General features: G+C 70.9%; 20 protein-coding genes. 8 read left to right on the forward strand and 12 right to left on the reverse strand.

Annotation, left to right across the window (positions count from 1 at the left end; translation table 11 throughout):
- Nucleotide 1 precedes the first annotated feature (1 nt).
- Nucleotides 2-1,360, forward strand: coding sequence for an MFS transporter (locus QRX60_RS32605; RefSeq protein ID WP_285995269.1), 1,359 nt, complete (start codon nucleotides 2-4; stop codon nucleotides 1,358-1,360).
- A 56-nt stretch (nucleotides 1,361-1,416) separates the two neighbouring features.
- Here QRX60_RS32605 and QRX60_RS32610 read toward each other — a convergent pair whose 3' ends face one another.
- The gene (locus QRX60_RS32610; RefSeq protein ID WP_285995270.1) at nucleotides 1,417-1,629 is read right to left on the reverse strand and encodes a hypothetical protein; all 213 of its coding nucleotides are present in this window, start codon (nucleotides 1,627-1,629) and stop codon (nucleotides 1,417-1,419) included.
- 278 nt (nucleotides 1,630-1,907) lie between these two features.
- Between QRX60_RS32610 and QRX60_RS32615 the strand changes: the two genes are divergently transcribed.
- From QRX60_RS32615 to QRX60_RS32625, 3 genes are all read left to right on the forward strand, one after another.
- The gene (locus QRX60_RS32615) at nucleotides 1,908-2,687 is read left to right on the forward strand and encodes an IclR family transcriptional regulator (protein ID WP_285995271.1); all 780 of its coding nucleotides are present in this window, start codon (nucleotides 1,908-1,910) and stop codon (nucleotides 2,685-2,687) included.
- Between the two features lie 929 nt (nucleotides 2,688-3,616).
- The gene (locus QRX60_RS32620; RefSeq protein ID WP_285995272.1) at nucleotides 3,617-4,075 is read left to right on the forward strand and encodes a hypothetical protein; all 459 of its coding nucleotides are present in this window, start codon (nucleotides 3,617-3,619) and stop codon (nucleotides 4,073-4,075) included.
- Between the two features lie 173 nt (nucleotides 4,076-4,248).
- Nucleotides 4,249-5,139, forward strand: a complete 891-nt coding sequence (locus QRX60_RS32625) for a hypothetical protein (RefSeq protein ID WP_285995273.1) — start codon at nucleotides 4,249-4,251, stop codon at nucleotides 5,137-5,139.
- Nucleotides 5,140-5,198: 59 nt separating this feature from the next.
- On the opposite strand, the gene QRX60_RS32630 is transcribed toward QRX60_RS32625, so the two are convergent.
- Genes QRX60_RS32630 through mgtA form a run of 4 tightly spaced genes read right to left on the reverse strand, consistent with a single transcriptional unit; the run spans nucleotide 5,199 to nucleotide 10,810 of the window.
- Entirely contained in the window at nucleotides 5,199-6,500 is a 1,302-nt protein-coding gene (locus QRX60_RS32630) for an ABC transporter ATP-binding protein (RefSeq protein WP_285995274.1), read from the reverse strand.
- Between the two features lie 12 nt (nucleotides 6,501-6,512).
- Complete coding sequence (locus tag QRX60_RS32635) at nucleotides 6,513-7,112, reverse strand: ABC transporter permease subunit (RefSeq protein WP_285995275.1); 600 nt, start codon at nucleotides 7,110-7,112, stop codon at nucleotides 6,513-6,515.
- Entirely contained in the window at nucleotides 7,113-8,252 is a 1,140-nt protein-coding gene (locus tag QRX60_RS32640) for an ABC transporter permease subunit (protein ID WP_285995276.1), read from the reverse strand.
- A gap of 29 nt (nucleotides 8,253-8,281) precedes the next feature.
- Entirely contained in the window at nucleotides 8,282-10,810 is a 2,529-nt protein-coding gene (mgtA, locus tag QRX60_RS32645) for a magnesium-translocating P-type ATPase (RefSeq protein ID WP_285995277.1), read from the reverse strand.
- A 270-nt stretch (nucleotides 10,811-11,080) separates the two neighbouring features.
- On the opposite strand from mgtA, the gene QRX60_RS32650 reads away from it, so the two are divergent.
- On the forward strand, nucleotides 11,081-11,416 hold the full coding sequence (locus QRX60_RS32650; protein WP_285995278.1) for an ArsR/SmtB family transcription factor: 336 nt from the start codon (nucleotides 11,081-11,083) through the stop codon (nucleotides 11,414-11,416).
- 85 nt (nucleotides 11,417-11,501) lie between these two features.
- Nucleotides 11,502-11,834 carry a Sec-independent protein translocase family protein gene (locus QRX60_RS32655; protein ID WP_285995279.1) on the forward strand — a complete coding sequence of 111 codons (333 nt, stop codon included), beginning with the start codon at nucleotides 11,502-11,504 and terminating at the stop codon, nucleotides 11,832-11,834.
- Between the two features lie 6 nt (nucleotides 11,835-11,840).
- Here QRX60_RS32655 and QRX60_RS32660 read toward each other — a convergent pair whose 3' ends face one another.
- Nucleotides 11,841-13,319 carry an LCP family protein gene (locus QRX60_RS32660; RefSeq protein WP_285995280.1) on the reverse strand — a complete coding sequence of 493 codons (1,479 nt, stop codon included), beginning with the start codon at nucleotides 13,317-13,319 and terminating at the stop codon, nucleotides 11,841-11,843.
- 141 nt (nucleotides 13,320-13,460) lie between these two features.
- On the opposite strand from QRX60_RS32660, the gene QRX60_RS32665 reads away from it, so the two are divergent.
- Complete coding sequence (locus QRX60_RS32665; RefSeq protein WP_285995281.1) at nucleotides 13,461-15,014, forward strand: FtsW/RodA/SpoVE family cell cycle protein; 1,554 nt, start codon at nucleotides 13,461-13,463, stop codon at nucleotides 15,012-15,014.
- The gene (gene ftsW, locus QRX60_RS32670) at nucleotides 15,011-16,291 is read left to right on the forward strand and encodes a putative lipid II flippase FtsW (RefSeq protein ID WP_408630151.1); all 1,281 of its coding nucleotides are present in this window, start codon (nucleotides 15,011-15,013) and stop codon (nucleotides 16,289-16,291) included. The genes QRX60_RS32665 and ftsW overlap by 4 nt, the downstream gene beginning before the upstream one ends.
- A 706-nt stretch (nucleotides 16,292-16,997) precedes the next feature.
- Here the strand turns inward: ftsW and QRX60_RS32675 are convergent.
- Genes QRX60_RS32675 through QRX60_RS32700 form a run of 6 tightly spaced genes read right to left on the reverse strand, consistent with a single transcriptional unit; the run spans nucleotide 16,998 to nucleotide 25,034 of the window.
- Nucleotides 16,998-18,911 (reverse strand): glycoside hydrolase family 127 protein, encoded by a 1,914-nt coding sequence (locus QRX60_RS32675; protein WP_285995282.1) that lies wholly within the window; start codon nucleotides 18,909-18,911, stop codon nucleotides 16,998-17,000.
- Complete coding sequence (locus QRX60_RS32680) at nucleotides 18,908-20,911, reverse strand: glycoside hydrolase family 31 protein (RefSeq protein WP_286003744.1); 2,004 nt, start codon at nucleotides 20,909-20,911, stop codon at nucleotides 18,908-18,910. The genes QRX60_RS32675 and QRX60_RS32680 overlap by 4 nt, the downstream gene beginning before the upstream one ends.
- Nucleotides 20,912-20,924: 13 nt before the next feature.
- A complete protein-coding gene (locus QRX60_RS32685) occupies nucleotides 20,925-21,743 on the reverse strand; it encodes a carbohydrate ABC transporter permease (RefSeq protein WP_285995283.1) in 819 nt (272 codons plus the stop codon).
- Complete coding sequence (locus tag QRX60_RS32690) at nucleotides 21,740-22,708, reverse strand: carbohydrate ABC transporter permease (protein WP_285995284.1); 969 nt, start codon at nucleotides 22,706-22,708, stop codon at nucleotides 21,740-21,742. Before QRX60_RS32690 ends, QRX60_RS32685 begins: the two co-directional genes overlap by 4 nt.
- A 13-nt stretch (nucleotides 22,709-22,721) precedes the next feature.
- Nucleotides 22,722-23,981 carry a sugar ABC transporter substrate-binding protein gene (locus tag QRX60_RS32695; RefSeq protein WP_285995285.1) on the reverse strand — a complete coding sequence of 420 codons (1,260 nt, stop codon included), beginning with the start codon at nucleotides 23,979-23,981 and terminating at the stop codon, nucleotides 22,722-22,724.
- A gap of 27 nt (nucleotides 23,982-24,008) precedes the next feature.
- The gene (locus QRX60_RS32700; RefSeq protein WP_285995286.1) at nucleotides 24,009-25,034 is read right to left on the reverse strand and encodes a LacI family DNA-binding transcriptional regulator; all 1,026 of its coding nucleotides are present in this window, start codon (nucleotides 25,032-25,034) and stop codon (nucleotides 24,009-24,011) included.
- Nucleotides 25,035-25,041: the final 7 nt, after the last annotated feature.

A 25,041-nucleotide genomic window follows, 5' to 3' on the forward strand; every position in this document is an offset into this window, starting at 1 on the left:
AATGCAGCACGCCAACGCGCTCAACCGGCTGAACCGCCTGCCGATCTCGCGCTTCCACAAGGTGACCCTGCTCGCCGTCTCGTTCGCCTACTTCTTCGAGTTCGCGGACATCAACAGTTTCGCGACCACCGCGCCCAAGCTGATCAAGCTGTGGGGCGTGACGGTCGACCAGGTCGCCTACGTGACCTCGCTGTCGTTCGTCGGGATGTTCTTCGGCTCGATCATCGCGAGCAAGCTCGCCGACCGGTGGGGCCGCAAGAACGCGCTGATGTGGACGACCGTCTGGTTCGGCGTCTTCTCGTTCGCGGCGGTGTTCTCGTGGGACATCGTGTCGCTGGGGGTGTTCCGCATCCTGACTTCGGCGGGCCTTTCGGCGATGACCGTGGTCGCGGTCATCTACGTCAGTGAGCTGTACCCCGCGGCGAGCCGTGGCAAGTACCAGGCGTACGCGATCGTGATCGGCATCTGCGGCACGCCGGTCACCAACCTGATCGCGAGCGCGGTCGTGCCGATCAGCTCCTGGTCGTGGCGGCTGGTGTACCTGTGGGGCGCGCTCGGCGTCCTGCTCGTGCTGTTCACGCGGCACCTGAAGGAGTCGCCGCGCTGGTACGAGAGCCGCGGCGACCACGCCAAGGCGGACGCCGTGCTGCGGGAGATCGAGGAGCAGGTCGCGGCGGAGAAGGGCCCGCTGCCGGAGCCCGCGCCGCCGATCGAGGAAGCGCCGGTGGCCAAGGCACCGTTGCGGCTGCTGCTGAACAAGAAGTACCTGTACCCCACGCTGCTGCTGACCGTCCTGTGGGTGACGCAGACGATCGGGTTCTTCGGCTATTCGAGCTGGGCGCCGACGCTGCTGGCCAAGGAGGGCTTCAGCGTCGAGAAGTCGGTGTTCTACGTGGCGCTCACGACGGTCGGCGCGCCGCTCGGCTCGTACCTGGCGGCCCTGGTCACCGACCGGTTCGAACGCAAGTGGTGCCTGGTCGCCTTCGGCGCGGTCATCGCGTTGTGCGGCCTGTTCTACGGGCTGACGTTCAACCCCGTGCTGATCGTGGTGTTCGGCTTCCTGGTGAACCTGTTCGAGCGCGGCTACACGGCGCTCGGGTACGCGTACTCGCCGGAGCTGTTCGACACCCGCGGCCGGTCGCTCGGCACCGGCGTGTCGTACGGGCTCGGCCGGCTGTCGAACGCGGTGGGCCCGCTGATCGTCGCCGCGCTGTACAACGGGAGCGGCTACCGGAGCGTGTTCCTGTTCATCGCCGGGACCTGGCTGGTCGGTGCGGTGGTGCTGGCGATCTTCGGGCCGCGGACGCGGCAGGCGAGGCTGAAGACCGCGACGTCGGAGGCGATCACGACGACACCGTGACCGTGCGTCGCCCGGTCCCGCGTCGCGGCACCAGCGGACCTTCCGGATCGGCAGGATCAGCACCGCGCCGAGCAGCCCGGCGATCGCGCCCGCGATGAACAGGGCCGGGAGTTCTGCGGCACGGCCGCCGTCGCGCCGATCGCGAGGATCGCGGGCGCCAGGGCCGGGCTCACCGACGTCGGGAGGTTGCCCGCCAGGTCCATCAGCCCGAGGTTCTTGGCCGTGTCGGCCGGATCGGGGAGCACCTGGGTGATGAGCGCGATGTCCACCGCGAAGTAGCCACCATGGTCGTGGCGCCGGCCGGGTCGAGCAGCGTCGCCTGGACCGAAAGGGGCAGCGCGGCCGGGACGAGCACGGCCATCCCCGCGCCGGGGCGCGGCGAACGCCCTTCCGGCGGTCACGGACTCCTGGCGGAAAGGAGTACTCATCGTTGGGCACCCTTCCCGTCTCGGCCGCGGTGGCACACCGGCTGACCTGCGGGGAAGGCTGAGTGCCCGTGGCGGTGTACCGTGAGGGCGATGCCAATCAATGGAACGCCGACGTCGTCATGACCGGGCCCGCACAGGTGCGCGGCCGCCGTCCGCCGCACGGCGAGCCGGTGGTCGACCGGGCCTTGGCCCTGCTCTCGACGTTCGACGCGGAGCACCGGACGCTCTCGCTGGCCGAGCTGAGCCGCCGGGCCGAGATCCCGCCCAGTTCGGCGCTGCGGCTCGCGAACCGCCTCGTGGACTGGGGCGCGCTCGAGCGCGACGACAGCGGGCGGTTCTGCATCGGGCTCCGGCTCCTGGAGGTCGCGACGCTCGCGCCGCGCGGCCACGGGCTGCGGCAGGTGGCGCTGCCGTTCATGAACGACCTCGCCGAGGTGACGCACCAGCACGTGCAGCTCGCCGTCCGCGACGGGATGCAGGCGATGCTCGTCGAGCGGCTTTCGGCGCACCAGGCGACGCCGGTCGACTACCGCATCGGCGGGCGGCTTCCGTTGCACTCCACCGGGGTCGGGCTCGCGCTGCTGGCCTTCGCGCCCAAGGAAGTCCAGGAGGAAATGCTGTCGAAGCCGGTCTACAGCGAGCCGGACAACCGCCTCATCCCCGCTGACGTCCTGCGCCGCACGCTCGCCGAGGTGCGCCGCGAGCGGCTCGCGATCTTCCGGCGCGAGGACGAGCACGAGTCGATCGTGTCCGTCGCCGCGCCGGTGTTCGGCCGGAACGACACGGTGGCGGGCGTGCTCGGAGTCCTCGTCCCCAAGCGGGTCGCCCAGCCCCGGCGGCTCGGACTGGCCGTGCAGACCGCGGCGCGCGGGATCTCCCGGGAGCTGGCCGGCCGCTGACGGTGCCATTCAACGGCACGGCGGTGGGCCGGCTCGGCGGTCATCCTCGGCGCCATGCTCCCTCCGCTCGACGACCTCGACGGCGCCGGGGTGATGGCCCGCACGAGGACCCCCGCCGTCCGGTGGAAGAGCGGGTGCGCGACCTGCTCGCCCGGATGTCCCCGGCGGAGGAGGCCGGGCTCCGGTCGAAGCCGACCGTGCTGTGCAGGGCCTTGTCGATGTCGGTAGGCCGGCCTGCCGGCACTGTTCGTCCTGCATGATCTCGGCGAGTTCGATCCATGCCTCGAGCATCCAAGTCCACGTGCGACGCCGGAGACACCGGGGCGTGCCCGCGCTGACAGTCGTTGCAGGTTCGAGATGCTCGGCTTCTCGCGGCCGGATCGCACGCGGCCGAAGTGGACCAGCATCGCTGCCCGAGCGGGGTGCCTCCCGGCTGACGGGGTCGCTTTTGCCGCATTCGTCGTGACAAGCCCCGGCAGGGCGATCGCGGCGACGTGCTGCTGGGGTACCTCCGGCGGACCGCGCCGGTTCGTGCGCTTTTGGATCTGATGTCGGGAGCGACCGTTTGGGCGACATCAAGAGCGAGCAACAAGTTTGGTTAACGAACGGCAATTTACGAACAACTCCCTACTGAGGTAGGTGGTCGTCGCCGGGGTGTGCAGCGACTCTTGCGAACGTTCCCGTTCCCCATCCCGTGGGAGTGCTCGTGGTCACGTCCTCGTCCGCTGCCTGGATCGCCGCGATGGATTCGTCATTCGCGGCGGTGACCCGGAAGGCTGTTGTCCGTTCGTCGCCCTGATGTCGTATTCGCGACATATCTGATCGGCAACTCTCACGGTCCCCACCGTCCGAAGGATCGTCATGTCCGTCACCGTTTGCGGTTCACCCCGTCTGCTGCCGTCTTGTTCGCGGCGTGCGCTGTCGACCGTGTGGCTGCGCAAGCGAGCGCATTGTCGTCCGCTTGTGCTCAGGTTTACCTTCCATTGCCGGATCCGGTGTGCACGCCCGGCGCGCTCAATCCGGATGTCACCCAGGGCACGATCGATTCCACGATCTGCGTTTCCGGGTGGACCGCCACCGTGCGGCCCTCGACCAGCTGCACCAGCACCCTGAAACGGCAGGGAATCGTCGACTACGGCTACAGCGACACGAACATGTCCGACTACGAGGAAGACCATTTCCTGCCGCTGGAGCTCGGTGGTGCACCGAAAGATCCGGCCAACCCTTGGCCGGCGCCCCATGCGGGCAACGAGAACGCCTACAGCAAGGAGTCGGTCGAGAACGCGGTGAAGAAAGCCGTCTGCGCCGGTCGAGTCGGTCTCGTCGCCGCGCAGAACGTGATGCTCGAGGACTGGACGACGGCAGAATCGGTTCTCGGAATCGGCTGACCGTCGGAGTGTTCGTCGTGTTCTGTTGTCGCCGGATTTGTCGTGTCCGGAAACAATGGTCCGGAAACCGGGCGGAATATCCAGACCAAAGTCGGATGGTGTCCGGACGTCGAATGTGGCTTCCTGGATCAGGTTGCCCCGTCGGGGGAACGCAAAATCACGGAGGAAATGTCATGTCATTGATTTCCGAAATTCGCTGGGGTCGAGTCGGGACGGCGGTCTGCGTGGCCGCGATGGGCCTTGCCGCCGCGATGACCGGCACCGCCCAGGCGGCGGTGCCCGGCCAGGCCGCGCCGCACCATCCGGCAGCGTCGCACAAGATCGTCATGCACCAGCGCGGCGCACACGCGTCGCCTCGCACGCCGCTGTCGGACCTGGCCTGGGGTGGTGGTCCCGTCGAGCACAACACGAAGGTCTACCTGGTCTTCTGGGGTTCCCAGTGGAAGAGCGACGCCAACGGCGTGCAGTCCTACCTGACGAACTTCTTCGCCGGGCTCGGCAACGGGTCCGAGCGGTGGTCGAACGTGATGGACCAGTACACCGACAGCAGCGGTAACGCGTCCAGTGGCAGCCCGGTGCTGGGCGGAACCTGGGTCGACAGCGCGTCCGCGGCGCCCTCGAGCGCTTCGGCGGCGCAGATCTCGGCCGAGGCGAACCGGGGTGCGAGCCACTTCGGGGTGTCCGGGGTGAACGCGGACGTGTTCGTGGTGAGCCCGTCCGGCACCAGCCCGGACAACTTCCCGAACGCCGGTTTCTGCGCCTGGCACGACTGGAACGGCACCGTGGCCTACACCAACATGCCCTACGTCCTCGACGCCGGTTCCGGGTGCGGCGCGAACTCGGTGCAGAACTCCCTCGACGGGTTCAGCATCGTCGGTGGGCACGAGTACGCCGAAGCGGAGACCGACCCGCAGGCCGGCAACGGCTGGCTCGACTCCAGCGGTGAGGAGAACGGCGACCTGTGCGCCTGGCAGGGCCTGACCGCACTGTCCACTTCGGCCGGCCGGTTCGCCGTTCAGCCGACGTGGAGCAACGCCGTGGGTGGCTGCGCCACGTCCGCCTGACCTGCGCGCACGCCGAGTGGGCGCCGGCCGGTGGCGAGTTCACCGGCCGGCGCCCGTGCTCAGCCGCCGGCTGCCGGAGGGTGGCTCACGTCGTGGGTGATCTTGCCCGCGCCGGCGTCGTAGTCGAACAACTCGGCGTAGCGGCCCCAGTCGATCGCCGTGGCGAGCTGGCGTTCGGAGTCGTCTCGGGAGAAACCGCGACGGAGCAGGTCCTGGAAGAAGCTCACGCGCAGTGCGCCGTCCTTGCTCGCCGCCAGCGCGCGGTCGAGGGTGCGGACCAGGGGTGCGTGCCGGCGGGCCTGTTCGGCGAAGATCTTCTTGCTCTGCTGGATGTCCGCCGCTGTGAAGGTCTCCCCGGCCGGGGTCAGGTGCAGGTCCGCGCCGGTGACGACCAGGAAGCCGAGCAGCGCCGCCGCATCCACGAGCGGGAGCAGGTCGTCGACCTCGAAGCTCAGTTCGGCGGCGAGAGCCGGCAGATCGGCCTGGCCGCCGCGGGCGTGGACGATCTCGACGAGGCCCGCCAGACCGCCGACCGAGGCGTCCGGCAGGGGAGTGGCGGTGGGCGTGGGCTCGGCGGCAACGGTCCCGGGCTCCCGGCCGGTCAGGAGATCGTAGATCCGCTCCACCAGGGCGGTGAAGGCCGGGGCCTTCCGGTCGCGGGGGCGAGCGAGGCCGACGGTGACCTCGGCGCGCAGGTGGCCGGGTCCGGAGCCGAGCACGAGGACGCGGTCGGCGAGCAGCACGGCCTCCTCGATGTTGTGGGTGACCACGCAGATCGCCTTGGTGGGGAAACCATCCTGTTGCCAGAGGCCCATCAGCTCCGTGCGCAGGTTTTCCGCGGTGAGCACGTCGAGGGCGGAGAACGGCTCGTCCATGAGCAGCAGATCCGGCTCGAGCACGAGCGCGCGGGCGAATCCGACGCGCTGGCGCATGCCGCCGGAGAGCTCCTTGGGGTAGGCGGACTCGAAGCCGTCGAGGCCGATCAGGTCGATGGCCGCCAGCGCCCGCTCGCGTCGCCGGGCGGGCGGGACACCGCGCGCGGCGAGGCCGAGCTCGACGTTGTCCTGCACGGTGAGCCACGGCATCAGCGCGAAGGTCTGGAACACCATCGCGGTGCCGGGGTTGGCGCCGTTGACCTCCGCGCCGCGGTAGTGGACGGTTCCTTCGGTCGGGCCGATCAACCCGGCGATCGTGCGCAGCAGCGTCGACTTCCCGGACCCGGAACGGCCGAGCAGCGCGACGATCTCGCCCGCGCGCAGGTCCAGGCTGATGTCGTCGAGCACGCGCAGCTCGTCGCCGCCGGCGCCGGTGAAGCTCTTGCTGACGTGCTCCAGCGACACGAGCACTTCGGGACGGGACATGCGGACCTCGTTTCAGGACAGGGAGAAGCGGCGTTCGGCCAGCGTGTACAGCGGGCGCCAGAGCAGCCGGTTGAGCCCGACGACGTAGAGGCTCATGACGGCGACGCCGACGAGGATCCGGCCGGCGTCGCCGGCTCCGGTGGCGTCGTGGATGTAGGCGCCCAGCCCGGTCGCGGTCAGCGTCGAGCCGTTGTAGGAGATGACTTCGGCGACGATCGAGGCGTTCCAGGCGCCGCCCGCCGCGGTGACGCCCCCGGTTACGTAGCCGGGGAAGACCGCCGGGAGGACCAGCCGCCGCCACCACAGCCTCCGCGGCAGGCACAGGTTCGCCGCGGCCTCGCGCAGGTCCGTGGGGATCGCCGAGGCCCCGGCGATCACGTTGAACAGGACGTACCACTGCGCGCCCAGTGCCATCAGCAGGATTCCGCCCCAGTCCAGGGAAACTCCGGTGGTCACGAGGACGGCGGTGACGAGCGGGAAGAGGAAGTTCGCCGGGAACGACGCGAGCACCTGCACCACCGGCTGCGCCAGGCGCGCGACCCGGGGGTTCACCCCGATCCACGCGCCGACCGGCACCCAGACCACGGTGGCGAAGACCAGCAGCACCAGCACTCACGCGAACGTGACCAACCCGAGCAGCAGCGCGTGCCCGACCTCGGCGAACCCGGTGGTTTCCCCGACGAACCCCACGGCGTGGACGAGACCGTAGCCGACCAATGTGAGCACGGCCGTCGCGAACAGGACGTCCCCGGCGCGGCGCCGCGCCGGAGATGTCCGAAGTGGATGGTCGGCGAGGCCGAACACCGCGGTGACCCGGTCGGCCGGGTGGACCAGCGGCCCGAACACGCGGCCCAGCAGGACACCCACCCGGGACCGGCGCAGCAGGTCGAGAACGACGCTGCGCGGGGCCTGGGCGGCTTCGGAGTTCTCGACGCGGAACCGCTCGGCCCAGGCGGTGAGCGGGCGCCAGAACAGGACGTTGACGCCCACGACGAGGACGATCATCACGCCGATCGCCAGCAGGACCTTGCCGAGGTCGCCTTCGGCGGTGGCCGCCGCGACGTAGGCACCGACTCCGGGCAGCGCGTAGTTCCGGTTGTCGACGCTGAGCGCTTCGGACGCGGTCAGGAAGAACCAGCCGCCGCCGAAGCTCATCATCCCGTTCCAGACCAGCGGGATCATCCCGCTCGGGACGTCGACCCGCCAGAACCGCTGCCACCGCGTCAGCCGCAGCAGCCGGGATGCCTCGTCGAGGTCGCGGGGCTGGGAGACGAGGGAGTGGTGGAAGGCGAAGGCCATGTTCCACGCCTGTGAGGTGAAGATCGCGAAGACCGCGGCGCACTCCAGGCCGAGCTGCGAACCGGGGAACAGGGCGATGAAGCCGGTGATCGTCACCGACAGGAAGCCGAGGATGGGGACCGACTGCAGGATGTCCAGCACCGGCAGCAGGACCTTCTCCGCGCGCCGCAGCCGGGCCGCTGCGGTGGCATAGCCGAACGTGAACGCCACGGAGAGGGCGAGCGCGGCGAACATCCGAAGCAGGGAACGGCCCGCGTAGTAGGGGAGCTCGCCCGGGTCGGTGGAGACCGTGGCCGGAGCGGTCGCCGGGGACCACGCCGTCACGGTGCCGTGCGCGAGCCGCACGATCAGCCACAGCAACCCGGCCGCGCCGAGGAACACCAGTACGTCGGCGGCCGCGCGGTGCGGGCGGGCCGGATCGGTGCGGACAGGGAGGGGACGCAGCAGGGACATGGCCGTCTCCGGTCGGGGGAAGGGGGGAGTCACCACCACGCCGGGCGGGCGAACCGGCGGGCGACGGCTCGCGCGGCGAGGGCGTAGGCGGCCAGGACGACGAGCAGCCACGGCAGGTAGGCGACGGGCAGGGACTGCAGCCGCAAAGCTCCGGCCAGAGGCGAGACCGGGAGGAGCACTCCGGCCAGGGTGGCCGCCGCCGCGGCGGCGATGACCGCGCGGGCCGGTGCGAAGACGGCCCGGCCGCGCAGGACCAGCACCACGAGCACTTGCGAGAGCAGGCCTTCGACGAACCAGCCGGTCCGGAACAGCGCCGGCCCGGCGTCGAACACCCGGCCCAGCACGGCGAAGGTCGTCAGGTCGAACACCGACGACAGCGGCCCGAACACGAGCATGGACGTGGCCAGCCCTCGCGCGTCCCAGCGGCGCGGCCGCGCGAGGTAGGCCTCGTCGACGCGGTCCCAGGCCAGGGCCAGCTGGGCGAGGTCGTACAGGAGGTTCGACGCCACCAGCTGGATCGGCAGGATCGGCAGGAACGGCAGGAAAGCGCTCGCCGCGAGCACGGTCAGCACGTTCCCGAAGTTCGACGCGGCGGTGGTGGTGACGTACTTGAGCGTGTTGGCCAGCGTCCGGCGTCCTTCGACGACGCCGTTGGCCAGCACGGAGAGGTCACGGTCCAGCAGCACGAGGTCGGCCGCGTCCTTGGCGGCGTCGGTGGCAGTGTCCGGGGCGATGCCGACATCGGCGGCGCGCAGCGCGGCGACGTCGTTGACGCCGTCGCCGAGGAACCCGACGGCGTGACCTCCCTCGCGCAGTGCGCGCACCACCCGCGCCTTGTGCGCCGGGGTCAGCCGCGCGAACACCGTCGCCCGGCCGGCCAGCACGCGCAGGGTGGCGTCGCCGGTGGAGTCGACGTCGGAGCCGAGCACGACCTCGCCCACGGCTATTCCGGCCTCGGCCGCCACCCGGGCGGCGACGTGCTGGTTGTCGCCGGTCAGGAGCTTGATCGCGACCCCTCGGGCGGCGAGGGACGCCACCGTCTCGGCGGCCCCGTCGCGGACGGGATCGGTGAAGACGGCGAATCCCACGAGGACCAGGTCCGTCTCGTCGTGCTCGGTGTAGCGCCGGGGCTTCGGCGGTGCCTCCCGGGCGGCGACCGCCAGCAGGCGCAGGCCGTGCCCGGCGTGCGCGCGGACGAGGTCGGCGGCTGCGTCGCGCAAGCCGGGGGTCAGCGCGACGACCTCGCCGGCGCGGCGGGCGTGGGTACAGCGCGGAATGACTTCCGCGGGGTCGCCTTTCGTGACGAAGAGGTCGGCCCCCGCCCGGCGCACGACGACGGAGGTCCGCCGTCGCCGGGGGTCGAACCCGAACTCGTCGACCAGCGCGCCACCGGGTACTTCGTCCGCGCCGGCGAGCTGGTCGAGGATTGCCTCGTCGAGGCGGTCCGGAGGGCCGCTCTGCAAGCGCGCGGCGAGGTGGGCGTAGGCACCCGGTTCCCCGTCGGGGCGGCCGTCGAGGTCGATGCCGTGGGCGAAGGCGGCGCGGTCCTCGGTGAGGGTGCCGGTCTTGTCCACGCACAGCACGTCCATCGCGGCCAGGTCCTGGATCGCGTCGAGCCGTTTGACGATCACCCGCTGCCGCGACAGCACCGTCGCGCCGCGGGCCAGGTTGGTCGTCACGACCACCGGCAGCATCTCCGGTGTCAGGCCGACGGCCACCGCGACCGCGAACATCGCCGCCTGTTCCCAGCTCCCCGTCACGGTCCCGTTGACCACGAGCACGATCGGCACCATCACGAGCATGAACCGGATCAACGTCCAGCCGACCCGGCGGACGCCCGCCTCGAAGCTCGACTCCGCACGTCGTTCTCCGGCCGCGGTGGCCAGCGAGCCGAATCGCGTCGAGGCACCGGTGGCCAGCACGACGGCGGTCGCGGTACCGCCGATCACCGAGGTTCCGGCGAACACGAGCGCCGGCGCTTCCAGCAGATCCGTGGCGGGGCCTCGCCGCGGTGGTGTCTTCGCGACCGGCAGTGCCTCGCCGGTCAGCGTGGACTGGTCCACCAAGAGCCCGGCGGCGGTGAGCACCCGGACGTCGGCGGACACGACGTCACCCGGGCCGAGCAGCACGACGTCGCCGGGCACCAGGTCGGCGGCTGGCACCTCGCGCTCCCGCGCCGGGTGGCCTTCGCCCGCACGGCGCCGGACGGTCGCGGTCATGGTGACCTGGTTCCGCAGCGCGGCGACCGCGTTGTCGGAGCGCGCCTGCTGCCAGTAGCGCAGCAGCACGCTCAGCACGACCATGACCGTGACCGTCACCGAGCCGCGCAGGTCCGCCAGCGCTGCGAAGACGAGGGCCAAACCGGTCAGCAAGGCCACGAACGGGCTCCGGGCGGCGTCGCGCAGCCGCCGCGGGCCTGCGCCGGCGTCGATGCGGTTTTCGCCGTGGCGGGCCAGCCGTTCCGCCGCCTCGGCTTCGGTCAGGCCCTTCGGAGAGCTGCCGCACTGGCGGAACACGGTGAGCGCCGGTGCATCGTGCAGGCCGGGGAGAAGTGTCATGGCGAGGTCCCGTCGGTCGAGGTCGGCTGTCCGTGACGACAGCGCGACGACCGCCCGGACCTAGCCCCGGGGAGCCGGGAGGGGCCGGACGTGTGCGCTGTCGCGGCGACTACTTCCTTCGCCGGTCACCCGGCTCACCTCCCTCCGCACGATCCGCCGCACCAGCCGGCGGCCGGTGACCAGTACACCCGACGGGCCCCGAACAGTCAAACGGTTGTACAAGTGAGGGTTCTTACGGCAAGCTGGCCCGACACTCCGGAAGGACCAGCCGTGCCCGCCCCACCCGATCCACTGCCGCCCGACGTCCTCCAGGACGCGGCGGCCACGTTCGGCCTGCTGTCCGCCACTGTCCGGCTGCACCTGCTGTGGCTGCTCGCGGACGGCGAATCCGACGTCGGCACGCTGGCCGACGGGACCGGTCAGAGCGTTGCCACGGTCAGCCACCACCTCGGAAAGCTCAAGCTCGCCGGGCTGGTCCGCGCCCGCCGCGAAGGCAAGCACCAGATCCACTACGTCGACGACCCCCATGTCGTCGAGATGATCCGGATCGCCGTCGACCACCACCGGGAACTCCGGGCACCCCGCCGACGGCGCCGCAGCGGTTAGCCGCCCCGGGGAATGCCGTCTTCTCAGCGCTCGCACAGCGGACCTCGGGTAGCTTCGGATTCCTTCGCGGTAAGGGGATGTCACGGTGTTCGGTCTCAGCCTCGAGCAGCTGCTCGTCCTCCTGGTGGCCGCGTTGTTCGTCCTCGGGCCCGAGCGGCTGCCCGGCGCGGTGAGCCGGCTGGCGCGGGTCGCCCGTCAGGCCCGCGAGTTCGCCGTCGGTGCGCAGCAGCGGCTGGAGGCCGAGCTCGGCCCGGAATTCCGGCAACTGCGCAAGCCACTGCAGGAGCTGCAGGCACTGCGCGAGTTCGACCCGCGCCTGGCGCTGCGGTATCCCCTGCCGGACGAGAGGCCGGTGGGCGCTCCCGCAACGGGACTGCGTCCCGGCGAGCGACCACCGGTCGATCCCGAGGCCACCTGAACCAGCTCAGTCGACGCAGGGGACACCGCTGCCGTCGACTGTGCCGCCCTGCGGACCGGCCGGCGGTGGTGCGGCGGTCGTGCCGGGTGGGGTGGCAGTGCCGGGTGGTCCCGGCGAGGGTGGCAGGGCGAAGCCGGGGCCCAGGGTGACGCGCACGTGGCCGGCCGGGACGCGGGTGTCGGCGGTGACGGGCAGGCCGCCCAGCAGTTTCGCCGCCGTGGCCGCGTCGCCGGCCGCACCGGCGCCGTAGGTGATCGCCGACGTTCCCCGGCCGTTGGTCAGCTCGCCGTCCCGGAATCCGTACGGTGCCAGCGCCCGGGCGACCGTGGCGGCCAGCCCGGTCTTGGCGGTGGCGTTGCGCACGTCGACGGTGGCCGAGGCGTGGACCTGCGGTGCGGCGGGCGCCGGGGCGCCGAATGCGGTTCGTACGGCCGAACGCACCCGGTCGACGTCGACCGTGTTGACGTCCTGGCCGTCGATCTTCGCGTAGCCCTTGATCGGCAGCGTCGTGAACTCGAGGTTGCCGCCGGTCAGGTTCCTGGCCTGCTGGGCGAAGGCCAGGACGTCCCAGCCGGCGGAGACGACGACGTCCTTCTGCGCGGTGTCGATGAGGGCCCGCAGCTTGCCCAGGTCGGTGAACGTGCCCGCGCTGCGCAGCTTCTGCGCGGCGGAAGACAGGAACGCCTGCTGCCGGTGGGTGCGGTCGAGGTCGCCGTTGGTCAGGCCGTGCCGCTGCCGCGCGAACGACAGTGCCTGTGCTCCGTTCAGTGTCTGGTGCCCGGCGGGGAAGTTCGCGCCCGAGTAGCTGTCCGCGACCGGGTGGTCGAGGCACACCTCCACCCCGCCGAGAGCGGTCGCGAGGTCGTAGAAGCCGGCCAGGTTGACCTCGGCGAACCGGTCTATCGGCACGTCGAGGAAGGTCCGCACGGTTTCCAGGGTCTTCTTCCGTCCCGCTTCGCGGCCTTGGTGCTCCAGGTCCGCTTTGCCCGTGACGCCGTGCGCTGCCAGCGCTTGTTCGGCCTGGGCCTTGGCCAGTCCGTACGCCTCCTTGATCTTGGCGTGGGTGTATCCGGGGATGCCCGAGACGGCGACGTAGTCGTCGCGGGGGATGGACACCGCCGAGACCTTGCCACCGTCGCCGGGGATGTGCAGCAGGATGAGCGTGTTGGTGTTGTAGCCGCCTTCGTTGCCGTCGCCGGCGTGGAGCTGGTCCAGGATCTGTGGCGGCAACGGGTTTCCGTCCTGGTCCTTGCGCGAGTCGAGCCCGATCAGCAGGAGGTTCACGTCACCGCCCGAGGACTTCGGGCTGCCGGCGCCCAGCGCGTCGGACGTGGCCAGGGCGCCGGTCAACTCGGACAGCATCGTGGCGGCGACCCCGGTGCCGGCCAGCACGAGCAGGGAGGCGAGACCGACGGCGATCCGGCAAGCCCGCAGCACCCGGCGCACGGCTCGCTTGTCCGATGAGGACTGTCCCTTGTGGTCCATCCGAAACCCCCGATCGTCGGTTTCCCAAGACGACCAGCGCTCCGGTGTGGCCTGTGTGAAGGCCTGCGCCGCGTTCTCAGCGTCCTGCCAGCCATCGGCGGCTAGCTTCGCTCCGACGGAGAACCGAGAGGAGTACCGGTCGTGCCCACGCAACGCCGGGGCGCCGAGCTGGCGCTGACCGCGTTCGCGGCCGTGCTCTTCGCCGCCGCGACGGCACTGGTCGACGCCGCTCAGTGCCACCCGGCTTCGGTGGACGTGGTGGGCTACGGCGCGGGTTTCGTCGTGGTGTTCACGGGCGCGCACACCGCGGTCCGCCGGTGGGCGCCGCACGCCGATCCGCTGATCCTGCCGTGCGTCGCGCTGCTCAACGGCCTCGGCGTGGTGATGATCCGCCGGCTCGACCTCGCGCACGCCGCCGCCGGGCAGCCGACCGAAGACGCGTCCCGGCAGGCGTTGTGGACCGTGCTGGGGGCCGGCGCGTTCGTCGCGGTGCTCGCCGCGGTGCGCGACCACCGGCGGCTGGCGCGGTTCGGCTACACCGCCGGGCTCGTCGCCGTCGTGGCCACGGCGGTACCGGCCCTGCTGCCGAGCGGCGTTTCGGAGGTCAACGGCGCGAAGGTGTGGATCCGGCTCGGTCCGGTTTCGGTGGAGCCGGGGGAGTTCGCCAAGATCCTGCTGGTCGTGTTCGCCGCGGCGTTCCTGGTGCGCAAGCGCGAGCTGTTCGCCACGGCCGGCCGGCGGATCGCCGGGGTCGAACTGCCGCGCCCGCGCGACCTCGGCCCGATCGCGATCGCGACCGCGGCCTGCCTGGGCATGCTCACCTTCGAGAAGGAACTCGGGGCCGCACTGCTGTTCTTCGGGATCATCCTGGTGATGGTCTACACCGCGACCGGCAAAGCGGTCTGGATCGGCCTCGGGGGCACCTTGTTCGCCGGCGGCAGCGTCCTCGCCTGCACCTTGTTCACCCACGTGCGGCAGCGGGTCGCCAACTGGATCGATCCCCTCGCGACCTACGACCTGCCCGGCGGCGGGTACCAGCTGGCGCAGGGGCTGTTCGGGCTGGGCACGGGGGGTCTCACCGGCACCGGGCTCGGCGCGGGACGCCCGGAAGCGGTCCCCGAGGCGAGCACCGACTTCATCACCGCCGCGATCGGGGAGGAACTCGGGCTGACCGGGCTCGCTGCCGTCCTGGTCGTCTACCTGCTGATCGCGCTGCGCGGCCTGCGGGCGGCCCTGACCGTGCGGGAACCCTTCGGCAAGCTGCTCGCGGGCGGCCTGGCGTTCGCCCTGGTGCTGCAGATCTTCGTGGTGGTCGGCGGCGTCACGAAGCTGATCCCGGAAACCGGCCTCACCGCGCCCTTCCTGTCCGCGGGGGGCTCTTCCCTGCTGGCCAACTACGGGCTGGTCGCCGTGCTGGTGCGGGTCTCCGACGCGGCGAACCGTCCGGCGGCGCCGGACGCCGCGCCCGTCCGGACTCCGGTGGCCGAAGAACTGACCCGGCTGGTCCGGCCGGTCGTGGCGAAGCTGGCCGCACTGCCCGGAGCGGACGCCCTGCCGCCGCCACCGGCCCGGCCGGTCCCGGCGATCCCCGGTGATCCGCTCGGCCTCGGCCTGTTCCGGGGCGGGCCGTGCGACCTGGTGCCCTCCGGGCGGCCGACCCGGGTCTTCGGCACCCACCCCGGCCGGACGCCGTGACCCCCCGCCGCGGTGAGCTCGCCGCCGGACCGGCCCGCGCATCCCGGGTGGCCACGCTGGGGGAGACCCTGACCGGGTGGCCGGCCCGCCCGCTCGCCTCCTTCCACCTCGTGCTGGCCCTGGCCGGTCTCCTCGCGGTCCTCGGCGTGGTGATGGTGCTGAGTGCCTCGTCGGTGTCCTCGTACGATCCCCGCACCGGCGGCGGTCAGTACGGCTTGTTCGGCAAGCACATGACCTATGTCGCACTGGGCGCGGTCGTGTTCTTCTTCGCGCTGCGTCTGCCGATTCGGCGAATCCGGGCGCTGGGCGGGGCGACGATGATCGCGTCGCTGGTCATGCTGGTGCTCGTGCTCACCCCGCTCGGCGCCACCGGCGGCGGGGCGCAACGCTGGTTCGTCGTCGCCGGGCAGTCGATCCAGCCGATCGAGTTCGCCAAGCTTTCGCTCACCCTGTGGGGCGCGCACGTGCTGGTCGCCAAGGATCACCTGCTGCACCGGTGGCGGCACCTGCTGGTCCCGGTGGTGCCGGCGGCGCTGCTCATGTTCGCGCTGGTGATGGCGCAGCCCAACCTGAGCGGTACGGTAACCCTCGGCATCATCACGCTCACCCTGCTGTGGTTCGCGGGCGTCCCCGCCCGGCTGTTCGCGGCCCTGCTGCTCGGTGCGGGCGGCGGGAGCACCGTGCTGGCCCTGACGGCCGGGTACCGGCTGGCGCGGATCCTGTCGTTCTTCTCCGCGTCCCCCGACACCGCTGCCGAGTCCTACCAGACGACCCAGGCGTTGTACGCGCTCGCCGACGGTGGCGTGTTCGGCCGTGGTCTCGGGCAGGGCAGCTCGAATTGGGGATACCTGCCCGGGGTGGAGAACGATTTCATCTTCGCCCTCATCGGCGAGGAACTCGGTTTTGCCGGCTGTCTCGTCGTGATCGCTCTTTACGCGGGTGTCGCCGTGGTGGGGATGCGGATCGCGCGTCGCAACGTCGACCCGTGGATCCGGATCGTCGCGGGCACGCTGACCGTGCTCGTGGTCGCCCAGGCGGCGATCAACATCGGTTACGTCGTCGGTTTGCTGCCGGTCACCGGCGTCACGTTGCCGCTGATCTCCTACGGCGGCTCGTCATTGCTCGTCACCTCGGCGATGTTCGGAATCCTCGCGAACTGTGCCCGCAACGAACCCCGCGCCGTGGCCGCTCTGCGGGCCTCCGGGCCCGGCAGGCCGGGCTCGTTCCTGAGGTTGCCCGCGCCCGACGTCCCACGCCGGTTGCGCCGATTTCGCTGATCCACCGGAAGAGGTGAACGGTGTGCGGTTCCTGTGAAATGTGTTCCGTCATTTCAAGAATCGGCAAGCGAAGCTCGGTGCCTCGGTTCCCGGTTCGCCCGTTGTGCGCTGAGAGAGCACTGAGATGGTGGGTGTTCGTTCCGGTTGCCGTTCGATTCTTTCACGCATTCCGGGAGCAATTCATGACGCCTTCGACGGTCGCCGACGTCCGTCCGGCCCCCTCGTCGCGGTTGTCCGACGGCCCGGCCGCACACCCGGACGCGCCCGCGCTGGACGACGGCGCCACGATCCTGGAGTACCGCGCCGACGCCGCGATGCTCGGAGTCCTCGCCTCCGACGCGGCCTGCGTTCCGGTCGACGTCGACGGGCCGCCCGGGTGTTCGCCGCCGGCCGGTGCGGCGAGGACTGCGGCTGGGCCTCTTCGGATCCCGGCAACACCGGGACGAGCGGGACAACAGGCCCGTTCCGCATCCCCGGTACTCGAACGCACGATGCAGGCTGCAGCCCGTGCACGATGAACCCACCCGCAGAAGCGCGTCGCGAACGAATCGGTTCGACGTCTTGACGTCCGGTATTCGTCGACAGCCGTGACTCGATCCGAACGTCGAACGAGAGCGCTTGCTCTCCGAACTGCCGGAGCTGACATTTGAGTCGGCTACGGCGAGTACACCGAGTGACGCGGCGGTCCAGGGCCCGGCCCTGCCGGTCACGCTCGTGGCGGGCCGCCCCCGCTGACGGGCAGCCAAACCCGCATCGCCGTAGGGCCCCGCTCCGCCCACCGGTGGTACGGCACGAGCGGCAACTCGAATGCATCGCCGCTCCCGGACGCACTCGCGGGCCCATAAGGCCACGCCGAGCCGGCACCGGCCACAGCGCGGGCCTGCGCCAGAACCTGGCCGTCTCGTTCGATCAAGCCCGCCGGGCTCACCGCGACGTCGTCGAGCCGGATGCCCGGCAGGTCCAGGGATTCCGCGCAGAGCACCAGCGGCCCGCGCTCCACGGCGACGCACCCGCGAACCGCGTCGACGCGCCGGTCGGGCCACGTGAACCTGGGAGCCAGCGGGAGACGCAGCCGCAGTGTCTCGCCCGCCGTGAACACCCGGCCCACGGCCACCAGACCGGGTGCGACCTCCCGTTGTCCGCCACCGTCGTCGAGCACCGCGCCGGAAGCCCACGGCGGGACGCGCAGCCGCAGGGCCACCGGGTCTCGGGGAGCCGAAAGCACGTGGATCGTCACCGCGCCGTCGTCGGGATACGCGGTGTCGACCTCGATCGCGAACCGGCCGCCCGTCAGGTCCGTGGTGATGCGGGACGGCGCGTACTGCAGCAGTGTCAGGTCCCGCTCCCCGGCCGAGGCCAGGTAGGTGTGCCACGACGCGAGCGTGCGGGCGACGTTGGTCGGGCAGCACGACACGTCGAACCACGCCGCGCGGGACCCGCCCTCGGCCCGGGGACTCACGGCCGAGTCATCGCCCGGTGTCCCGGGTGTCCGCTGGTGCAAGGGGTTGGCGTAGAAGAACGCCCGCCCGTCGGAGCGCGGGGACGTCGCGATGATGTTGTAGAACGTGCGCTCCATCAGGTCGGCGTACCGGACGTCGCCGGTCGCCAGGTGGAGCCGCCACGACACCATGATCGACGCGACGCCCGCGCAGGTCTCGCAGTACGCGCGGTCCGGCGGCAGTTCCCAGTCCTCGCCGAAACCTTCGTCCTGGTGCCGGGAACCCATGCCGCCGGTCAGGTACGTGCGCCGGGCGACGGCGTGCTCCCACTGCCGTTCGATCGCGTGGAGCAGCGGATCGTCCGCCAGCTCGACGGCGACGTCCACCGCGGCGGCGGAGAGGTAGAGCGCCCGCACCGCGTGGCCCCGGAACGTCGCGGCTTCCCGGATCGGGACGTCATCCTGGAAGTACGCCCGGCCCAGCGGGATGTCGCGCAGTGTGCCGTGGCCGCGCCGGTCGAGGAACCGGCGTGCCTGCTCGACGTACCGGCTTTCGCCCATCGCCCGGCCGAGCTCCGCGAGCCCGACCTCGATCTCGGGATGGCCGCAGATCCCGTCGGTCGCGAACACTTCGCAGACGTGGTCGGCGGCGCGGCGAGCGAGGTCGACGAGTTCGTCTGCCCCGGAGGTCCGCAGCCGCGCGACCGCGGCCTGCAGCAGGTGGCCGGTGTTGTACAGCTCATGCCCTTCCTCCAGGTCGCTGTAGCGGGGAGGCCGGCCGGCGTGGCCGAAGCACGTGTTCAGGTAGCCGTCGGCGTCCTGGGCCCGGCCGACGCGGGCGGTGAGCCGGCGGATCGACTCGTCGAGCCCCGGCGCGCCGGATCGGCCGTGCTCCCAGCACATCGCCTCGATCAGCTTGTAGACCTCGGAGTCCGAGAACGACCACCCGGGCCGCTCCGGACCGGTCGTGCCGTCGGCGACGCGGTCGAAGTTGGCCAGCCAGCCCAGCCGTTCCATCCATCGTTCGCAGTGCGCGAGGGTCGCCGACGCGTTCGTCTCCTGCAGCCGCGCCCAGAGCCCGCCCGTCACCGTGACCTCGTTCAGCCCGAGCGGCCGCCGGTCGCCACGGGAGGGTACGACGGGACGGCCGCCCGCCGGGTCGGTGCCGATCACGGTGGTCACGAAGGCTCCAGGGGCAAGTCGGCGCCCTCACGGGTGAAGACGGGGATGCGGTCGAGGGGTGCGGCGACGTCGCGGGTCGTCCCGCCGTCGACGGTCTCCCCGGTGGCGGCGTCCACCCACCGGCTCCCGGCCGGCAGGTAGACCGGGCGCGAGCGCTGCCCGGGTTCGGTGATCGGGGCGACGAGGATGTCGGGGCCGAACAGGAACTGGTCGTCGACCTCCCAGGCCGCCGGGTCGCCGGGGTGGTCGACGAACAGCGGCCGCATCGGCGGCAGGCCGTCGCGCGCGGCGGCACGCATCTGCTCGTGGATGTAAGGCCGCAGCCGTTCCCGCAGGTGCAGCAGCCCGGAGATGATCTCGTACGCCTCATCGCCGTAGGACCACACCTCGTTGGGCCCGCCGGTCTGCGCGTACGACGTCGGCGTGCGGGGCTCGCGGTCACCGTGCAACCGGAACAGCGGGCAGAACACGCCGTACTGGAACCAGCGGATCATGAGCTCCCGGTAGGCCGGATCACCGGCGTCACCGCCGTGGAACCCGCCGATGTCGGTGGTCCACCACGGGATTCCCGAGATCGCGACGCCGAGCCCGGCCCGGATCTGCTCCCGCAGCGACTGCCACGTCGCCGGGATGTCGCCGGACCACACCGCGGCGCCGTACTTCTGCGCTCCGGCCCACGCCGAGCGGCACAGCAGCACGGTCGGCGCCCGCCCGGCCGCGGCCATGCCCTCGGCGAACAGGCGGGCGTTGTCGCGCGGGTAGATCGTGGCGACCTCGGCGCCCGGTCCGGCGTAGAAGGCGAGGTTCCCCGGGTGGGCCGGGTTGAGCTCGGGCTCGCTCGCGTCGAGCCAGAACACGTCGATGCCCTGGTCCAGGTAGTTGCGCCGGACGACGTCCCAGACGAACTCGCGGGTCTCGGGGTTGGTCGGGTCGTAGAACGCCACCGGCATCGGCACGGCCATGCCCTTGTCCTGGATCGTCTGGTGGAACTCCACGCCCTGGTCGGAGCCGACGAGCAGGCCGCGGTCCCGGTACTCGGCGAAGTGCTCGCTCAGCGGCGACACCGTCGGCCAGATCGACACCATGAGCTTGACGCCCATCCCGGCCAGTTCGTCGACCATGCCCGGCACGTCCGGCCATTCGGTCTCGTCGAACCGGAAGTCGCCCATCGCCGGCCAGTGGAAGTAGTCGGCGACGATCACCGACATCGGCAGGCCGCGCCGGTGGTGTTCGCGCGCCACGCCGAGCAGCTCCTCCTGGTCGCGGTAGCGCAGCTTGCACTGCCAGAAGCCGCTCGCCCAGTCCGGCAGCTCGGGGGAGTGGCCCGTGGCGTCCGCGTACCGCGCCAGGATCGCGGCGGGGGTGGGTGCGGCGGTCAGCCAGTAGTCGATTTCCCGCGCTTGGCCGGCCTGCCAGCGGGTGCCGTTCTCGGAGAACTCGACCCGGCCGACCGCCGGGCTGTTCCACAGCAGGCCGTAGCCGCGGCTGGACAGCACGAACGGGATGGACACCTCGGCGTTGCGCTGCACCAGGTCCAGCGACAGGCCCTTGACGTCGAGCCGCCCGTGGGTGCGCTGGCCGAGACCGTACAGCTTTTCGCCCGGATAGGCCGCGAACTGCTGGTGGATCTCGTACGCGCCGGACCGGTTGCCCTGGAAGACCCGCGCACCCGGCATCCAGAAGTGCTCACGGCGCTCCGCCAGCAGTTCCTCCCCGGTACTGGTGCGGGTGAACGTCAGCAGCGGTTCCGGGTAGGCGGCGCCGGTGTCGAAGCCGACGTCCACGGTCAGCTCGCCGTGGACGAAGACGGCGTGCCGGTCCGAGGTCTTGACGATCGGCGGCTCGGCGTCCGGCGGCCGGTCGAGCGCGCCGTGGCTTTCGGCCGGGATCCGGTAGGGAGCCGCCCGGACGCGGACGCTGTCGTGGCCCCACGCCTCGATCGTGAGCACCTCGTGGCGGTGCCGCACTTCGAGAGCAGTGTCGGAAGACCGGAAGAGCACCAAGGGAAGACTCCTAGTCCTTGACCGCGCCGGCGGTGACTCCGCCGGCTACGTACCGTTGAGCGACGATGAGCAGGATCGCGGCGGGCACGGACGCCACCGCGGCCGTCGCCATGATCGAGTTCCACTCGGTCGTGTTGTTGCCGATGTAGCGGTAGATCCCGAGCGTCACCGGTACCATGTCGCCATTGCGGTCCAATGTGGACGCGAAGATGAAGTCCGACCAGGCCCACAGGAACGCGAACAGCGAGACCGTCAGGATCGCGTTGCGGCTGATCGGCAGCACGATCGACGTGAAGGTGCGCCACGTTCCGGCACCGTCGATCTTGGCCGCCTGCAGCAGCTCGCCCGCGATGCCGGACATGAACGTGGTGAACACCAGGACGCCGAAGGGGACCGCGATGGTCGAGTCGGCGACGACCAGGCCCCACACGGTGTTGAGCCAGCCGAGCCGGACGTAGATCGCGTAGAACCCGATGGCCATCACCACGCTGGGGATCATCTGCGCGACCAGCAGCACGAAGTTGAGCGTGCCCTTGCCGCGCACCCGCAGCTTGGCCAGTGCGAACCCCGCCGGCGCCGAGATCACCAGGGTCAGCACGACGCAGCCGAGCCCGACGAACAGGCTCGTGCCCAGCGCCGGGAACTGGTCGCTGAACACGTTCGCGTACCCCTGCAGCGTCGGGTCCTTCGGGTACCAGTGCGGCGGGTCGGCGCGCATGTTCTCGGTCTTGGTGAGCGAGACGTTGACCATCCAGTAGACGGGGAAGAGCATCAGCGCGGCCAGCACGATGCCGAGGGCCGTCTTCCACCAGGCGCGTTGCCGTGTCATGACCGCTCCTGACGCCGTTGGAGGTGGAGGTAGAGGAACCCGAAGACCAGGGCGATCACGATGAGCAGGTTCCCGATCGCCGCCGCGGGGGAGAAGTCCGGCTGGCCCGTGCCGAAAGCCTCCCGGTAGGACCAGACGGCGAGGGTCGTGGAGACGTTCCCCGGACCGCCCGTGGTCATGATCCAGATGACGTCCACCACCTTGAGGGTGTAGACGAGGCCGAGCAGCAGGGTGATCGCCGAGACCGGTCGCAGCATCGGCACCGTCACCCGCCGGAACTGCTGCCAGGCGTTGGCGCCGTCCAGCGCGGCGGCCTCGTAGAGGTCTCCGGGGATGTTCTGCAGCCCCGAGTAGAGGATCACCAGGTTGAACGGGATGCCGAGCCAGATGTTCGCGACGAGCACCGACGTCAGCGCCCAGTCCGGCGAGGTCAGCCAGTTGATTTCGCCGATGCCGAACGCCCGCAGCACGGAGTTCACGATGCCGTTGTCGCTGTTGAGCATCCACGACCACGTCGAACCCGACACGATCAGCGGCAGCAGCCACGGCACCAGGAACAGCGCCCGCAGCACCCCGGACAGCCGGAAGTTGTTACGGAAGAAGACGGCGAGTACCAGCCCGATGAGGTACTGCGCGGCGATCGACCCGAAGGTGAACACCACGGTGTTCCGCACCGCGGGCCCGAACGCCGGCGAGCTGAAGATGGCGGCGTAGTTGTCGAAGCCGACGAACTTCGCGTTGCCCAGTACGAACGCCCTGGCGTTGTAGTCGTGCACGCTGAGATCGATGTTCCGGACCAGCGGGTAGGCGTAGAAGATCGCCAGGTAGGCGGCCAGCGGCGTGAGGAAGCCGAGGGCCGCCCACTGCGTCGGGCGGCCACGCTTCCCCTTCCGGTCCCCGGTGGCCGGGGCGGGCGCGGACCGCACCCGCCGCTCGGCCACCGCGGTATTCGTGGTGACACGCATGGAAGTTCCTTCGTCAGCCGACCGCGGCGGACGCGGTCTTCTGCGCTTCGCTCAGCGCGTCCTGAGGGGACTTCGAGCCGCTGAGCGCGTTCTGTACCGCGGTCCACAGCGGTTCGGAGATCTTCGGGTACTTGGTGCCGAGGTTGTCACTCGTGCGCCCCTTGGCGTTGCGCACGGCATCGACCCACTGCTTCAGCTCGGGGTGCTGGGCCAGCAGGGCCTCCTGGCCGGCTTTCGTCGGCGGGATGTAGTACGCGAACGTGTTCGCCGTCTCGACCATGCCCTGCTGGGTGGTCATGCACTCGACGATCTTCTTGGTGGCGGTGTAGCGTGCGGTGTCCTTCTGCACCGGCACGGTGAGGAATTCACCGCCGGTCGGGGCGGGCGCGCCGCCGCCGTTGCGGCCCGGGAGCTGGATGACGCCGGTCGGGAACTTGGCCTTGGCGGCGCTGGTCACCTGCCAGGTGCCGTTGACGGCGAATCCGAAGCCGCCGGTCAGGAACTCCTCCCAGGAGGTGTTCTGGGAGTTGCTGATGACGGAGTTCGGCGCGTACCCGGACTTCAGCCAGCCGGTCCACAGGTCGAGTGCGGCCACCGCCGCCGGCGAGTCCAGCTGCTTGAGGTCGGCCCCGGCACCCCAGAACCACGGCAGGAACTGGAAGGAGCCCTCTTCGGTGCCGATACCGGCGAAGGTGATGCCCTTGTGGCCGGCGGCCGCCACCTTCTGCAGCGCGGCGGTCAGGCTCGCCCAGTCCTTGACGGACGCGGGATCGACCCCGGCGGCGTCCAGGACGGTCTTGTTGTAGTAGATGGCCAGCGTGTTGGCCCCGATGGGCACGCCGTAGGCCTTGCCGTCGACGACGCCGGCGGCGAGCAGGTTCTGGTCGATCCCGGCGGTGTCGAGGCCGAACTCGTCCATCGAGGTCAGCATGCTCGTGCCGGCGAGCGTCGACACCGCGGGGTTGTCGAGCAGGATGACGTCCGGCGACGTCCCCTCCTGCGCGGCGAGCAGCGCCTGGTTCGTCAGGGCGGTGGTGTCGTAGGCGGTGCGCTTGATGGTGACCCCGGCCTTGCTGCCGCACGAATCGACGCGCTTGGCCCAGTCCGAGGACGGCTCGTGCTGGGGGTAGGGGTCCCACCACGTGTAGGTGCCGCTCGCGGCGTTGCCGCCGCCGCTGTCGCTCGAAGACGAGCACGCGGCCAGGCCGGTGGCACACAGGGCCGCGGCGCCGAGGGCGATCGCGGCGCGAGCGGATTTCGATGAACGCTTCACTGGGTTCCTCCTTGAAAACGTGAAGAGCTAGGGACGGCCTGGTGGCCGTCCGGTGCTGCCGCGGTCGACGAGTTCGGGCGCGAGGAGCCGCCGGACCGGCGGCTCCGCGCGGGCCTGCGGCGACTCGATCCGCCGCACGAGCTGACGCACGGCCTGCTCGCCCAACCGGTCCGGCGCACTTTCGATCGACGAATAGGGGAGCGAGAAGGTGCGGGCGAACTCGTCGGAGTACCGGCCGATCACCGACAGGTCCTCGGGCACACGCAGCCCGCGAGCGGTCAGCACCGAGGGCAGCGCCGCCGCGGCGGCCTCGTTGTTGAGCAGCAGGCCGGTCGCCGTCGGGTGGGCGTCGAGAAGGCCGTGCAGGTCCTGCCCGACCTCGGGCTGGCGAGAGGCGCCGAACACGGCGTGGATCTCGATGCCGCGCTCCCGCGCCTCCCGCAGCGCCGCGTTCTGGAGCCGCCAGACGTACGCACCGCCCCGTTCCACCACGTGCTCCGGCTGCGACACCAGGATCAGCTCCCGGTGGCCGTGGGCGTGCATGTGCTCGACCATGAGGCGCCCGGCCGCCTCGAAGTCGAGGTCGAACACGTCCACGCCGGAGCAGTCACCGGGCATGCCCACCAGGGCGCCGGGTTGCGGAGCGGACCTCAGGATCGGCACGCGCTCGTCGTCCTGCGCGACGTTGAGCAGGACGACCCCGTCGACCATGCGGGAGCTGGTGATCCGGGTGAGGGCGTGCGCCCCGTCTGTCTCGGTCACCAGCAGCGTGTCGTAGCCCAGCGCGCGAGCCGTGTCCGAGACGCCCAGCATGTACTGCAACATGGCGGGTGCGAACTCGTCCGAGAAGAACTGCGCGAGCAGGCCGACGACCATCGTCTGGGACGTGGCGAGCGCCCTCGCCCCGGCGTTCGGCGTGTAACCGAGCTCCAGGGCCAGCTCCTGCACCCGCCGGCGCACGCTGTCCGAGATCGTGCGCTTGCCGGACAGGGCATAGGACGCCGTACTCCGCGAAACGCCCGCCGCCTTCGCGATGTCGCCGATGGTGACCAACTTTTCC

Origin of the sequence: Amycolatopsis mongoliensis, assembly GCF_030285665.1 — a bacterium.
Lineage (GTDB): Bacteria > Actinomycetota > Actinomycetes > Mycobacteriales > Pseudonocardiaceae > Amycolatopsis > Amycolatopsis mongoliensis.

Bases quoted from the DNA above. Each gene is read 5' to 3' on its own strand.
- mgtA (WP_285995277.1), bottom strand. From the start codon at position 10,810: ATGACACTTCTCCCCGGCCTGCACGATGCACCGGCGCTCACCGTGTTC.
- QRX60_RS32640 (WP_285995276.1), bottom strand. From the start codon at position 8,252: ATGTCCCTGCTGCGTCCCCTCCCTGTCCGCACCGATCCGGCCCGCCCG.
- QRX60_RS32605 (WP_285995269.1), top strand. From the start codon at position 2: ATGCAGCACGCCAACGCGCTCAACCGGCTGAACCGCCTGCCGATCTCG.
- QRX60_RS32690 (WP_285995284.1), bottom strand. From the start codon at position 22,708: ATGCGTGTCACCACGAATACCGCGGTGGCCGAGCGGCGGGTGCGGTCC.
- QRX60_RS32625 (WP_285995273.1), top strand. From the start codon at position 4,249: ATGTCATTGATTTCCGAAATTCGCTGGGGTCGAGTCGGGACGGCGGTC.
- QRX60_RS32630 (WP_285995274.1), bottom strand. From the start codon at position 6,500: ATGTCCCGTCCCGAAGTGCTCGTGTCGCTGGAGCACGTCAGCAAGAGC.
- QRX60_RS32685 (WP_285995283.1), bottom strand. From the start codon at position 21,743: ATGACACGGCAACGCGCCTGGTGGAAGACGGCCCTCGGCATCGTGCTG.
- QRX60_RS32660 (WP_285995280.1), bottom strand. From the start codon at position 13,319: ATGGACCACAAGGGACAGTCCTCATCGGACAAGCGAGCCGTGCGCCGG.
- QRX60_RS32615 (WP_285995271.1), top strand. From the start codon at position 1,908: ATGACCGGGCCCGCACAGGTGCGCGGCCGCCGTCCGCCGCACGGCGAG.